14 protein-coding genes are annotated in these 12529 nt (G+C 51.5%); 5 read left to right on the top strand and 9 right to left on the bottom strand.

Going from position 1 to position 12529, the window contains the following annotated elements; translation table 11 throughout:
* Positions 1-128: 128 nt before the first annotated feature.
* Positions 129-1061 carry an SdiA-regulated domain-containing protein gene (locus tag ACR3EJ_RS02940; RefSeq protein ID WP_170547645.1) on the bottom strand — a complete coding sequence of 311 codons (933 nt, stop codon included), beginning with the start codon at positions 1059-1061 and terminating at the stop codon, positions 129-131.
* A 182-nt stretch (positions 1062-1243) separates the two neighbouring features.
* Between ACR3EJ_RS02940 and ACR3EJ_RS02935 the strand changes: the two genes are divergently transcribed.
* The gene (locus ACR3EJ_RS02935) at positions 1244-2002 is read left to right on the top strand and encodes a DUF4956 domain-containing protein (RefSeq protein ID WP_170547643.1); all 759 of its coding nucleotides are present in this window, start codon (positions 1244-1246) and stop codon (positions 2000-2002) included.
* Here ACR3EJ_RS02935 and ACR3EJ_RS02930 read toward each other — a convergent pair whose 3' ends face one another.
* The 7 genes from ACR3EJ_RS02930 to ACR3EJ_RS02900 all read right to left on the bottom strand — a co-directional run bounded on the left by ACR3EJ_RS02930 (position 2003) and on the right by ACR3EJ_RS02900 (position 7358).
* Positions 2003-2944 (bottom strand): metallophosphoesterase, encoded by a 942-nt coding sequence (locus ACR3EJ_RS02930; RefSeq protein ID WP_170547641.1) that lies wholly within the window; start codon positions 2942-2944, stop codon positions 2003-2005.
* Positions 2934-4367 carry a hypothetical protein gene (locus tag ACR3EJ_RS02925; RefSeq protein ID WP_170547639.1) on the bottom strand — a complete coding sequence of 478 codons (1434 nt, stop codon included), beginning with the start codon at positions 4365-4367 and terminating at the stop codon, positions 2934-2936. The genes ACR3EJ_RS02930 and ACR3EJ_RS02925 overlap by 11 nt, the downstream gene beginning before the upstream one ends.
* Before the next feature lie 784 nt (positions 4368-5151).
* Positions 5152-5325: a hypothetical protein gene (locus ACR3EJ_RS02920; RefSeq protein WP_157054209.1), complete on the bottom strand. Its 174-nt coding sequence runs from the start codon at positions 5323-5325 to the stop codon at positions 5152-5154.
* 42 nt (positions 5326-5367) lie between these two features.
* The gene (locus ACR3EJ_RS02915) at positions 5368-5673 is read right to left on the bottom strand and encodes a hypothetical protein (protein ID WP_170418736.1); all 306 of its coding nucleotides are present in this window, start codon (positions 5671-5673) and stop codon (positions 5368-5370) included.
* A 52-nt stretch (positions 5674-5725) separates the two neighbouring features.
* Positions 5726-6340 carry a hypothetical protein gene (locus tag ACR3EJ_RS02910; RefSeq protein ID WP_170547637.1) on the bottom strand — a complete coding sequence of 205 codons (615 nt, stop codon included), beginning with the start codon at positions 6338-6340 and terminating at the stop codon, positions 5726-5728.
* A gap of 55 nt (positions 6341-6395) precedes the next feature.
* On the bottom strand, positions 6396-6695 hold the full coding sequence (locus tag ACR3EJ_RS02905; protein WP_170547635.1) for a hypothetical protein: 300 nt from the start codon (positions 6693-6695) through the stop codon (positions 6396-6398).
* 363 nt (positions 6696-7058) lie between these two features.
* Positions 7059-7358 (bottom strand): hypothetical protein, encoded by a 300-nt coding sequence (locus ACR3EJ_RS02900; RefSeq protein WP_170513675.1) that lies wholly within the window; start codon positions 7356-7358, stop codon positions 7059-7061.
* A 567-nt stretch (positions 7359-7925) separates the two neighbouring features.
* On the opposite strand from ACR3EJ_RS02900, the gene ACR3EJ_RS02895 reads away from it, so the two are divergent.
* From ACR3EJ_RS02895 to ACR3EJ_RS02885, 3 genes are all read left to right on the top strand, one after another.
* On the top strand, positions 7926-8441 hold the full coding sequence (locus tag ACR3EJ_RS02895) for a DUF805 domain-containing protein (RefSeq protein ID WP_480422623.1): 516 nt from the start codon (positions 7926-7928) through the stop codon (positions 8439-8441).
* A 74-nt stretch (positions 8442-8515) separates the two neighbouring features.
* Entirely contained in the window at positions 8516-9286 is a 771-nt protein-coding gene (locus ACR3EJ_RS02890; RefSeq protein WP_480422621.1) for a hypothetical protein, read from the top strand.
* 529 nt (positions 9287-9815) lie between these two features.
* Positions 9816-10586 (top strand): lysophospholipid acyltransferase family protein, encoded by a 771-nt coding sequence (locus ACR3EJ_RS02885; protein WP_159090148.1) that lies wholly within the window; start codon positions 9816-9818, stop codon positions 10584-10586.
* Positions 10587-10915: 329 nt separating this feature from the next.
* Here the strand turns inward: ACR3EJ_RS02885 and ACR3EJ_RS02880 are convergent, their stop codons facing one another.
* Positions 10916-11335, bottom strand: coding sequence for a hypothetical protein (locus ACR3EJ_RS02880; RefSeq protein WP_170547482.1), 420 nt, complete (start codon positions 11333-11335; stop codon positions 10916-10918).
* Positions 11336-11904: 569 nt separating this feature from the next.
* Between ACR3EJ_RS02880 and ACR3EJ_RS02875 the strand changes: the two genes are divergently transcribed.
* Positions 11905-12501: a TetR/AcrR family transcriptional regulator gene (locus ACR3EJ_RS02875; protein ID WP_170547485.1), complete on the top strand. Its 597-nt coding sequence runs from the start codon at positions 11905-11907 to the stop codon at positions 12499-12501.
* Positions 12502-12529: the final 28 nt, after the last annotated feature.

Here is a 12529-nt window from a genome sequence, read left to right as displayed (position 1 = left end):
TTGGCCGGGTCGTCCCAGCGGGCAGATCAGTTTTACTAGATGTGCTAGTGAGTACGGTCAAGAGCGCGCTGCGTTGTTGTGGAATGAAAAGCATGTGTTCGCGCCGTAGAGAACTAGTAGGACAGTCCTCACAATTCCGGTTGCTCAAAAACATAAAGCCGCGATTTCTTGGCATCGTCTGTCAGGATATAGAGAAGCCCTCTGGTCTCATCGAGCGCGATCCCTTCGGGATGTTTAACTTCTTTTTGTTTTCCATCTTCTGTGAACGTCAAACTGATAGACTTTACGGACTTGGACTCTGGATTGTAGACGAAGATCTGACGGCTTTTGTCACTCACAATCCAAAGAGAACGCGAGGACCCGGACCATGCCAGGCCGCTCAAATCCAGTTCATCATCATCTACACGCTCGGAGATAAAACCTGCATCGCGGGCTAAAGGAATGATCTCAATAATTTCGTCTAGCTCTGGCGATAACACCATTAACAACCTTGGTTGTCCCTCAATGCCAACGAAGACCCGCCCGGATTCCGGGTCAACGGCGATGCCTTCGGGTCCCTTGTTCAAAGGGTTGCCGACGAGTAATGCAGCGGCGGTCTGGTAACCTTTAAGAGATGCGAGAGGTATTGTCGTCAGTTGAATGGGGTCAGTTGGGTGAACGACTAGGATTGATCGGTCAGTTTCTTGAAGCACCAAAACAGACCCATCTTTTCGAGGTGCAACACCCTCCAAATCTGATCCTGCCAATGCTGGTAACTTGAAAGAGTTTCCTAATACCCCGTCGACTCCCAGTAGGTGCAGTTTAGGTTCGGCATCACTTACAGACCACAAAAAGCCTTCAGCGTTAGACATTGCCAAACCGGAAGGCTCTGAAAATCCCTCTGATTTGTCTGCCACCTTGAATTTATCGACCAGAACCAAACCAGCACTTTCAGCGTAGGCAAAATTGGTCCAAGGCAAGAAGGCTGCCGCAACCAAGCTGGCCGCAAAAGCGAGTCGTCTAAGTTTGCAGAAACACCGTGAAATTTCAGCTTTTGACGAAAACACTCTGTTTTCTGTCATTGGATTCTCTCGCGCTTGGACCACATTCCTGTATCAGCGTTCGTATCACAGTCCGGATACGATGTCCGAGGAATGCACTGTAATCTCTTTACCTGATCCCGCCTGTTGCGATTGAATTGAATAGGGCACGATGTGCCTTTGGTTAAGCGTAAGCCTTTGGCGTGAGCAGGAAGGAAGACAAGTTGAATACGACCCTCACATTTGTGACCGTGTTGTTGATGCTGCTGTTGCCAGGTGCTGCGGTGTCACAAGTCGACCCTGCGACGATGCTGGCCGGGGCTTCGGGGTCGGAAATAGTTATCGAACGCCGGTGGACGCAGTTTCGTGGCAAACAGGAACTGTATTTCTTTACTCTCGATGTGATCGTCACGATCATTCTGGCTGGCTTGATCGTCTATCATCCGGTGAGACGTAAAGCCCGTAGAAGCGTCCGCGACATAGTTATGCCAAGGCTTTTCTTCCTGTATGCGCTTATCGGCATGGCGGTTGGTTTCCTGGTGGTTCAGCACGGGTCAATGATCGGTTTTGTCATATTTGGTATCGGAGCGTTGCTCAGGTTCCGCTCCAATCTCGATGATCCGGTGGACACTGTCGAAATGATAATCGTGACTGTTCTTGGTCTTGCGGTCGGTTTGGGTTTGCCGCTGATGGCCACACTAGTGGCGGTTGTTTGTTGGTGTTTCATTTGGCTCGGAGGGCGAAACAAGGGTGTGGAAATTTCGCTCAAAGCTTCGGACGAAGAGCACTCATTGAAAGTCACCGGAGCCATTGAAGCCATGGCCACAGAAGCTGGCTGGAAGCTGGTCAGAAAACACCACGTCCCCGGAAAATCTCGGGTTTCATTGCTTTTCATCACCTCGGGTGGACTTACAGAAGCCCGGATAGAAGAGATGATAAACGATCTGGTCCCTGATAAAGTTGAGCTGAAACTCAACCTCTAGTCATTTCACAAGGTCTAAGCGTTTCAACACCGCATTCGGGGATCTGATCTCTTTCGGGAGCGACTTGAAGTTTACCGACCTTTCGAAGTCAGGGCCTCGATATACTGCTATCCCAAACTCTCCGTTCGGCTGGAACGTAACATGAGTGAAGCTGTGAGGTGATCTGGCTTTTGAGCCGATAAGCCGTCGGGGGCCACCGCCCAAACAAGCTTGGGAGACGTAAGCTACACCGTCTTTCCAACCAGGATAGAAGGCATGATGGTGGCCCGACAGATGCAGAACGACACCGCTTTCCAGATAAATTTTTTCAAGCGTTGGGTCACCGATGATTTCGCGTTCGCGCTGGATCGCGAACGGCCAAAGTGGGAGGTGACTGAAAGTGACAATCGGGTCCCCGTCTGCACCCAGTTCCTGTAGCCGGTCCTGCTGGTCACCGGATAGCGGACCCAGGGTCGTTGCATCCAGAGACGCAAACACAATGCCCTGCATCTCAAACGCGTAGAAGAACGGGTAGTCATCTGAAACTAGGAAATCAACGTCTGGTTTTCTCGGAGCCCATTCCTCTGCGTATATTTTTCTTTCGCGCTCGAACCCACGGTAAGCAGAGGCATCATGGTTTCCAGGCGTGACCGCAAATGGAATGCCGGCAGCCTCTAAGGGATCTGATACCGCCTCGTGAAACGCCTTCCACATCTCCCTGACCTGTTTGTCGGACAAGTTGGGAATGCGCTGTCCCGCAACCATATCTCCGGTCGAAATAACCAGATCTGGATCAATCTCGATTATCCGCTCAATCGCTTTGTCGACGCGGGCATCGTACTTTACCGAGCCGTAGCTGCCGTTCAGATCCGATGTGACGATCACATCCAATGCCGCCGCTTTGCAGGCGAGCAGAACGGTCCAAATGAACACCGTAACAATGACGGAACACCTATGGGTCATTACAGTCCACAGCCTCTACCTCGGTGCCGTTTCTCAAAAAGAATGCGACAGGATCCAAGTCGAACATCAAATCGCCATTTGAACAATTGCTCTGGAGAATGGACGTTGCCAGCGCAGTATTTTTGACAACTTGTGCAATCTGACTGTCTGACAACCCAAAGCTTTGCGATAGCCAGTCATAGACTGGGCCTTGGGATTGGAGGTCACTATTCAATGCAATCAAGCGCCGATACGTGCTTGGAGAGAAGTGGCGAATTTTCTCCAGCATTTGAGTAGATTTCGCGAAGTTGGCGTATTGGACACGCCCGCCAGCATCGTTGTCGTTTAGATTGCTGCGACGGATCAATAATGCGTCGTCGGGAACGTCTCCATCGTTTGGCTCATGGTGCTTGGCTTTCTTATGCTTCAGCTTTCCGTCTTCGACCCAATACCAATAGGGTGTGAAGTCTATGTTTCCTACACGGTCCTGCTGGCTGAAGATGAAGTCGAGTAGAACAATTTCGGTAAGTTCTTGCATCCAAAATGCCATCTGTTGGTCACTGACATCGGGGCCGAGATCCTTGTTGATGATCCGGTCTTTTCGGCCTTCTTTGACGCCCTCTGCAATGGCCTCTGAGATTGGTTTTGAAGACCGCAAAGCCAAAAAAGCTGGCGTTTCCTGAAAATCGAGGTTTTGGCCTTTCCCCCAACCAGATTTGCGGGTGCCGTTGATTTCCGAACCGTATCGATGCCCAGGACTATCAAGCAATACACCGTATATTTGCGTTCGATCTGCGGTGAATAGATCATCGGTCGGTTGGTATGAGTTCGGATCGGCGTCCGCAGCTGCAAAGACCCGCCAGCCTTCATGGTTCATGCGCCCGCCATGAGAGCCACCAGAAATCGCAAGGCCAGGCTCTGCAACCTCGGAAAAATGCGCCTGGGCGTCCATGCTACGCCAAACGGCGACTGGAACTTTTACAGTCGCGTCGAAATATCTGGAGAAATGATAGTAAAGCAGCGACGAAGTGGAAAACGTTCCACTGGTGCCCTTTTGGTTCATCGTGGACTTGAATTTAGCGACCCTGTCCTTGGCCAGATCTTTCGCCGCCTTCCCCTCTTTGCAAGCGTTTCTCTCGAATTCAGAACGGTTCCCCGTGTAGGGTCCTTCCGAAATATCGTAGACTGCCATTCCTGGGCTGGTGCTCCAGGTTTTTGGGCAAATAGCAATTTCGGAGGCATAGAAATCGATCTCGCAATAGGCCGTTTCTTCCTCAAGATCGCTTTTCTTATACTCGCCCGCTGGAACTTTTTCGATCCGAATACAGCGTTCAGTAACGCCGTTGGGACTATCAAATGTCGTGGCTTCACCGAGAACATCGTCGTTCGCCCACAAGACAGTGGGTGCAATTAAAGCAAATGACCCCAGAAGATTGAACTTCATTTGGATAGTCCTCCCAATATCATTTGGGGCAAATCGCTGCCTGTTGCTCGTTGGAGATCTTCAATTTTGGGTCGACACTGAAGTTGGAAAATTTTGAGTCAATCCACTGGTCGCACCCGCCTGAACAAGGGGCTCCGTTTCGGGCATCATTCCAATATTCCTTGGCCCTTTCTTCTGTCCAACCGCAAAACTGAACGAGCGCCATCGCCGACAATGCACCTGAGGAATGAACGCCCCACATGCAGTGCACCAGAACAGGGCCCTTTCCAGGGTTTTTAATCACCTCGTGTATGGACGCCATGACAGCATCGGGTCGAGAGGATCTGGCGCTCTGATAGTCAAAGGATCCGTTTCCGCAGCTGGTGCGACCGTATTCAGTGTTTTTGCCGAAGTCGGCATAAAACCCGGTTGAAAACCCTTCGCCGCACAGAGTTTCGCGTTGACCTTCACTTAGGCCAGTTCGATCCTTGTCGCCGCCCTTGAAACCGGATCGATACAACACTCCGCTTAAGACTGGGCGAAAGAAAGCGACACCATCAATGCCTCCGTCACCACCCTTTGAAAGCATTTGACTGTTGCTTGGACCGCCATTTCGACTGGTCACGTCAGAATTCGCAGCGGTTGCGAGAACACCAATGAATATGAGGGACGCCAAAAACCGCATGCCAAATCCTTTCTATTCTTGAACCTTTAATGCTCAAACTCTTGCGACCTGATAGTCTCTCGGAAAGGCTAGTTCATGACAACCATATCAAGTGGGCAAATAGCTTTCCGCTGTGAAACTTTAGATGGGCCACACGAGATTGATGATAACGACGACTACGAAGTAGGCTAGAACAACTTTCCAGTTCCATTGGTGCTTGTTTTCTTCGTTGATCACGCCAGCCGATTTCAATGCCAGGTTAGTGATGATTAAGGCGACAACGATGACCGCCGCGTGTGCCAGGTCGAATTGCAAGTTTGGGCTCCTTCTCTTGGATTTGGGATTGATGGAAATTTGTCAGCAGTCACCAGATGGCAGCATAGCTACATCTGAGTACCTTCCCTCAGACGTCGTGATCTGAGCACATGCACCTGTATCCTTGTTAAACCAGTACGAGGTCAGCCCTTCGCTTCGGATGAGTTCAAATCCGAGACTTTGGATGCCCATTTCAGCTTGGCCCGCTCTTGCCCCTTCAAATGGCGAAAGATCGCTAGAGCTGCCCACAGTTGGTGCACTTGCATCCACCGATCCGCCACTCTCTTCGCATGCTGCAAGTGCAGAAATACATACCGCGCCGATCACCATTAGGACATTGGTTCTCATGTGTTTTTCCTGGCTGTTTTGGGAACGTGTTCAAGGGCTTCTGGTCGATCACCTATTCAATTCCGAAAATTACGTTGTAGCCGACGGAAGAGTTGCTGCGATTGATAACCTCCACAACATGATCACCAGATTGCCAAAGCTGCCCTCGATACTCCTTGTCCGCCGACATTAATCCCAACAGTTCAGAACCATCGGGGTTACGAATAACGTAGTCTAAGGAGCCATTTCGCGGAGCAACGCGGACGTAAAGAAACTGTTCGTTTTTTGCCCCGAGAACATATTGCTGTGACGCTCCGGGCGCGAGTTCACCAACGAGTTCGGCGCCGGTGGAACCAGCATCGAATTTGACACGTTGGCTACCAGTAGACCCGGCGGCGCCTGCCATGGCTCCACCGCCATCATCCATCGCCTCGACAACCGACATCTCTCCAATGCTTCCATCCTTGTACGCAATGCAGCGCCAAAGTGTTCCACCTGCATCACGCAGCATGACGAGCGTACCAGCTTCCGAGAACTGAGAGCTTTCAATCGTTCCGGATTGACCGTCTGGTCCACCAACCTGCCGCAAATGGTCGATACAAGCGTCGTCGGCTTCTGACATTGCAAAAGCAGCTGTGCTCGCGATTGCGAACATGGGTGTGAGGAGCTTGAGTAAAACGAGTTTCATCAGATGGTTCCCTGTTGGCTTGTCCTTACTGTTTTGTTCCGTACAAAGCGGAACCTCATTTAGCTTCTCGTAACTTTGACAGAAACTCATCGCATGCCTGTGCGCTGCCGACGATCTCGCCTGTCGTTTCAATTCCTTGCAGAGATGCCATCTCGGAATTTACGCGATTGAGGATCTGATCCGCTTGCTCGGCGGTGATAAGGTTCTCGGCTTGTGCTCCTTTCAATGTGGTGCAGACACCGGCGGACAAGCCTGTCGCAACACCGACACCCACCGCGGCCCCGCCACCCAAGGTCATAGCCCCAACCACGCCAAGGATGAGCCCGATCACAATTCCCAAGATCACTTTTCCCATGTTTTCCTCCCTTTTGGTGAGACAGAGTTCCGCCTTCATTTCTGGTGTAAACTGCGAGCCCACCTGCAAATGAAAACCAGCGCCAAAATGTTGAGCACCGGTGCAATCGCCGCGAACCATGGCATGGCGGACTCCGAAACTAAGTCCGCTACAAGTATCCAAGGTAGTCCCAACGGCAGTAGGAACGCTCCGGACAAAGGGTCTCGTTCCTGTCCCAACCAGCCAAATGTGCCCGTCAAGAATGCAACCAACGCCAACAGGTAGAGGACCGAGAATACGATGATGGTGGTTCTACAAACCAAGTCGAGCCTCAGAAGACCAAGCCTGTGCTGCGCAGCCGATTTCAGCTACGCAGCAGACAGGTCACAATGCGCCTTCGTCGCCCAGGAACTCGATACCAGCTGTCGCGCCATCACTGTAAGCAATGCAATTCCAAGGAGCACGATCCTCGCCAACGCCGACTGTGACCTGTGTTCCCGCCTCGCTAAATGCCGATGAGAGCACCACGACTTGTGAATTGTTCGTCGTGTTGGCTACATCTCGCAAACACGCCTGCTGAGCGGGTGTGAGTTCGGCGGACGCACTGGATGTACTCGTGTCGTCACAGGCCGCAAGCATTGCGAAACAAGTTGCGCCTGAAATCATCACCATCTTGTTGGTCATTTTCTTCTCCTCTGGGTCCGTTGAAATTAGTGAAATTGGATGCGTTTATTTGAAGCTCTCGCGTCTGCGCAGCCAATAGAACTTACCTCGATCCTGTGACTACCTTTCCCAAAACTTGCCGCGTGGGGCTTGGTCGGCGGAACAACATTTCGTTGACTATCGGGGCCGCCAACAACGTGTGAAGGCCGAATGACGACACTGGCAGAAGCTAGAGCAAACTCTGGAAAGAGGGGGAGTACGATAAGTTTCAGCATCGCGTCCTCCCAATGCTTGATCCTTGTAAGAGGACTTCCGACCGCTAACACTCACTCCAGCGGCCGGAAGGGCCCGACAAATCGGGCGACAGCGACAACAACGGAGGTAAAATAAAGTTGCGTCAAATTCGCATGTTTGAATCTAATTTTTAATAAATCAATATTTTTTCCGCGCGTAAAGTTCTTTACGCTCTCCTGCGATAGGCTTCTGCTTTCAAACAAAAAGGTAAGAGGGAGCATCCTTAGGGGCGAGTGCGTTCTCCAGAGCGGCGAAGCGTTTGAGGCCGCAAAGAAAGTAAGAATGGAGTGAAATATGGGATTTGGCGAAGCAGTTAAAACGTGTTTCTCGAAATACTTCCAGTTCTCCGGTCGGGCTATACGCTCAGAATACTGGTGGTTCTTCTTGTTTGTGGTTCTCGTGAGTGCTGCCTTAGCTGTGCTGGATACGATCATATTCGGGACCAACCCCGAAACAGGCCAGGGATCTCGGGTCCTGTCCTCTGTTTTCCAGCTGGCTGTTCTTATACCTATGCTGGCCGCCGGTTGGCGAAGGCTGCATGATACAGGACGACCTTACTGGTATTTGCTGCTGCCGATGGCGCTCAGCATTACAACGCTATTTGTTATGCTGGGTGGGGTGGCGTTCTTCTCGGTATTGGAGCAAGGGACCGAAAACCCCGATGCATTACGAGGACCCGCGGCAGTACTGGGCGTGACCGGTATTGTTGTTGTCTCAATTCTTCAATTGGTTCTGTCTATCCTGATGATCTGGTGGCTGACACGACCTTCCCAAGAAGGCGCAAACGAATACGGCGAACCTGTTTCCTGATCTGGCTGTCCGGGCAATTGGCTGGAACTTCTGCTGAACCACAGTGCGAACCGTAACTCAATGGAGAGAAAAAAATGAGCTGCAAAACCATTTCCATTGGAATGCTACTGATGGCAGTGGCGACCACAGCATCAGCGGAGTGGTCGTTCAGCTCCGGGCCCAACCCCAATGCGTTTATTCAGACAGGAAACATGACGCTGGAACTTCAGTGTGACCGTATTCGCTTTGCTCCGGCTGGGTACGAGGACAGTCAGGACATTGTAGAGAAGCAAGGGCTTTCCATTCGGTTTTTGAAGAATAGCACCACCGAAGTTGGGGCATTTCAGGTTGGCGCAGAAAACGCTGCCGTGCAGATCGTCGACAATTATCCTGTCGAGGTTAGTTTCAATAGCCAGCAGGACTATGGTTTTGTGCTGGACCAGCTTGCGGCCAATGCATCGGTTAATTTGTCGATGATTGATCAAGATGTCAGCTACGGAATCTTTGACTTGAAAGGTTCCAGCGCGGCAATTCGGTCCCTTCGTTCTGCGTGCGTTTCAGAATTTAGCCAAGAGACCTCCTACGAAGTGCCCGAAGGCATCGTCTATTGTGGTGGCGGGGCGATGGAGCGCGTGATCGAACCCGTAATTTTGGACAATCCAGAGGAGGAGTGGGACGCGAGAGTAACGGTCAACGGTGAGTCGATCAGAGCCATGACGGCCTACAGTTACTTCGGGAACTCTGAGCCGCCCGCTGGATTTGTCGTCGCCCTGCTTGGGGAAGACAGGTCCGAGTTTCTGATTTTTAGCGACGGCTCGGCAAACTGGTTGGAATATGGGGACTACAGGTATGATCAGTGCAATTGATATCTCCTTCCAACCAGCTGCCAAAGTAGTGCGTCAGATGAAATGTTTGGCTTCCGGTATGGTGCTGGTTTCGGGTCTAGGAAGCGTGTGGCATTTCAATTCTCGGGTGGTGATGTCGCCCATGCTCATGCGCATCTGATACCGCTTCTCGACAAGTACGATGTCACCTCGCGACGCTACATCGAGCAAGAAGTAATCACCTTCAAACCAATCCCGAATCCGGGGAACAACGAGCTCCGAACCTTTGCCAAACTAATTGCGGATGCTCTCGACCGATGATGTAACTTTGGGCTCTTACCGATATTCTATGCCAAGGCCGGTCAGTTGTTACTCAAGTCAGACTGAAGCACCAAGATACATTCCGCTACGTCGTCTTTTCTCATTGATCTGGTACTGACTTCGACAGATAGAGAGGTGTGCGGTGGCTGTCTTCCTTCGCAAGTGGCGCATGTCAAAGCGCTGCCGGAGGACCTCCGGTGGCCTTTATTCATGGCTCACGCACCAGCCACAGGCCCTATCAGAGGACGTCATGCCCTTTTCACCTGACGGTCAAGACCGCGCTACTCGCGCCATTGACCCATTGCCAATACGCCTTATCAAGCGCGCTATACTGGTTCTTGTCGGCCTGTTTTATTTCCTCTTCGTGGCCTTTGCCCCTCTTCTTTGCGTTCGGCGCAGAGGGTTTCGGGGTTGGTATTGGCGCCTGGTGAAACGGTCATGTTCCCGCCTGCTGTGGCTCCTCAGCATCCGCGTCGAGATGCGTCCTGAGGAAAAGAATGCCCTCGCCGCCGACACCAACAGCATCATCGTGGTTAACCACCGTAGCCATCTCGATGGCTTCAGTCTCATGCATGTGGTGCCCGACACCAAATGGTTCACTTTCGCGGCGAAATCAGAGTTCTGGAACAGCAAACTCCTGCGTACTGGTTTTGATGGAGCGGGTCTCGTCCCTATCAACCGGGATTCCGGTTCAACGGCCATGGATACGCTGACAAAGGCTGTCAGGGAAATGCCTGCCCGTTGTTCCATTGTGCTATTCCCAGAAGGCACCCGGTCCAAAACAGAATCGCTCGGGGATTTTAAAGCGGGTGCTGTATTAGTAGCCCGAGAAACCGGCCGCACGATCACCCCTATTGTCATCCACGACAGCGATAGTCTACTTCCACGCGGCAAACATTTACCGCGCAGCGGGACGATCCGTGTGGAGGCTTTGCCAACATTTACGTGCGATCCTACCGCTAGTGTGGATGAGGATCTGGCGCGATTGCGCAGGCAGATGATGGCTGTATTTGAGCGGTGAAGTCTGTTTGACAGAAATTTGCAGAAACCGAGCTTGTTGAGTTTCCGCTACGCGTAGCGGCAGATAACAGATTTGCAGAGCAGTTGCACTTGTTGGTGGGATTTTCTCCAACGGGTATCGATATTCGAAGACCTAGCTAGTACCCGTATTTCAGTACGCTCTTGGCCATTCGTATTTATGGATGGGCTGCTTGGTATTGTCTCTGAATTCTCAGAAGAGAATGGACATTTAAGTGCCCTGATCTCGCTATTCTTGCCGGAGGCAGAAAAAGCAGGGGAGACATGAATTTGCCAGATGCTGTACGACGTATGACTGACCAAAAGCTAACACTAAGCTGCCATCAGACCACCAGCATCGCCTGCGATACCGACTATGCAATCATCGCCGGTCTGAATGCGATTTGCCGGGCTTTCCCCTCCGAGTTCCAGTTTGGGTGAGGTTAACCAGAACGCGCATTGCCACGGGGTCATTTCACGTGGCAGGGCTTTCAACACTTTTTCCATCAAAGGAAGCGGGGTTCCATCCTGAGCAAACTGGAAAGATGGATAGGCGTTGGCTCCTTTGTAAGGCAAAGAAAGTACCTTCCCGGTTCGTGTCCAGATGTCGGCTATCCGCGTGATCTGCCAGGAGCCCTTCTGCCATCGTGCGTGCACGCCTACATCGTCCAGCAACGGATACTCACGCGCAAAATCATCCATCCAGATGTCATTGACCGCGCAACAATGCCCCTCGAATTTATGCAAATACATCTACTTACTCACTGAACTCACTAACAACTCATGAAACGATACTGCCAAAAAACCGTTCTAACCAAAGTTATGAAGTTCACATTGGGCAAATTAAACTTCAGCTAACCTCGCTTTTTTACCTAGCGCGCTGAAATTATTGTTGGTTTGCTTACGATGACCCGCCGTTCTGATGCTCGTAAAACCAGTTCTGAATTCCTGGCTTTGTTACTCATTGTAGTAGTAATCCTCACAAGCTGAGGGCATTGGCCATGAATCTACCGAACCAATCTCTGGTTTGTGAGTGATCAACATCAGCGCGTTGGACAAAGCCGCCAGTCACTCTGTCCAGTGTTGGAAACTAGTACCGAGCGCGGGCTCTCTTTTCTACGATCACGATCCTCCTCGTCTGACACTCTCGCAAAAAGACAAACAGTCCTGATCCTAAGATTAGCGTGACACCAAGCGGGATGGGGAGGATTTGTATTTCTACCGACCTAAATTCCTTTCTCTGGTCACAATACGGACTGACCATTCCAAAAATTTCCTACCGCCACCTTGAATTTCTGGACCAATCATTCCAAATCATGCGCATGAGCAAAAAAACTCTCCCAAATGGCGACATCAAATCATCCGCAGGTCCAGGTAGACCTCGTGCCTTTGACGAAGCTGAGGCATTGGAAAAAGCCTTGTGCGTATTCTGGCACAAGGGCTACGAGACCGCGTCCGTGGATGATCTGACCAAGGCCATGGGTTTGAGTCGGTCCAGCTTCTATGGAGCGTTCGGCAACAAGCAGGCTTTGTTTCACAAAGCCCTCAGCCACTATTCAAGGCGTGGTTTGAAAGAGCTGCGTGACGTTGCTGATGCAGGCGAAGATGACCCTGTTGGTGCGATAATGGAAGCTTTGGCGAACCCGCAAGGCGGCCGTGATGGCTGCATGCTTATCAACTGCCTGACGGAACTTGCTCCTCATGATGATGAAGTGGCGGCTCTCGGGCGGCAGCATTTGGAGAATATTGACGAGATTATTGCGAGAGCGCTTGAGCCTTCGGATCCGGGACAGGCCCTCGACAAGGCACGCGCCTTTGCGTCCCTTGCAATCGGAACACTAGCCTTGCGCAAGGCGGGCGTTCCCGCTGAGCAGATATCGCAAACCCTGAAACAAGCCCGGTTGGTGATTTCGCCATAAGGCCTCCCGCCACCATAAGGAAATGAAA

Source organism: Ruegeria sp. AB11 (genome assembly GCF_056536325.1).
This window is presented reverse-complemented; position numbering and strand designations above follow the sequence as displayed.

What these genes read in the sequence shown, in the direction of transcription:
- ACR3EJ_RS02885 (WP_159090148.1), top strand. Translation starts at nt 9,816, where the DNA reads ATGCCCTTTTCACCTGACGGTCAAGACCGCGCTACTCGCGCCATTGAC.
- ACR3EJ_RS02890 (WP_480422621.1), top strand. Translation starts at nt 8,516, where the DNA reads ATGAGCTGCAAAACCATTTCCATTGGAATGCTACTGATGGCAGTGGCG.
- ACR3EJ_RS02925 (WP_170547639.1), bottom strand. Translation starts at nt 4,367, where the DNA reads ATGAAGTTCAATCTTCTGGGGTCATTTGCTTTAATTGCACCCACTGTC.
- ACR3EJ_RS02940 (WP_170547645.1), bottom strand. Translation starts at nt 1,061, where the DNA reads ATGACAGAAAACAGAGTGTTTTCGTCAAAAGCTGAAATTTCACGGTGT.
- ACR3EJ_RS02880 (WP_170547482.1), bottom strand. Translation starts at nt 11,335, where the DNA reads ATGTATTTGCATAAATTCGAGGGGCATTGTTGCGCGGTCAATGACATC.
- ACR3EJ_RS02875 (WP_170547485.1), top strand. Translation starts at nt 11,905, where the DNA reads ATGAGCAAAAAAACTCTCCCAAATGGCGACATCAAATCATCCGCAGGT.
- ACR3EJ_RS02910 (WP_170547637.1), bottom strand. Translation starts at nt 6,340, where the DNA reads ATGAAACTCGTTTTACTCAAGCTCCTCACACCCATGTTCGCAATCGCG.
- ACR3EJ_RS02930 (WP_170547641.1), bottom strand. Translation starts at nt 2,944, where the DNA reads ATGACCCATAGGTGTTCCGTCATTGTTACGGTGTTCATTTGGACCGTT.
- ACR3EJ_RS02905 (WP_170547635.1), bottom strand. Translation starts at nt 6,695, where the DNA reads ATGGGAAAAGTGATCTTGGGAATTGTGATCGGGCTCATCCTTGGCGTG.
- ACR3EJ_RS02915 (WP_170418736.1), bottom strand. Translation starts at nt 5,673, where the DNA reads ATGAGAACCAATGTCCTAATGGTGATCGGCGCGGTATGTATTTCTGCA.
- ACR3EJ_RS02900 (WP_170513675.1), bottom strand. Translation starts at nt 7,358, where the DNA reads ATGACCAACAAGATGGTGATGATTTCAGGCGCAACTTGTTTCGCAATG.
- ACR3EJ_RS02895 (WP_480422623.1), top strand. Translation starts at nt 7,926, where the DNA reads ATGGGATTTGGCGAAGCAGTTAAAACGTGTTTCTCGAAATACTTCCAG.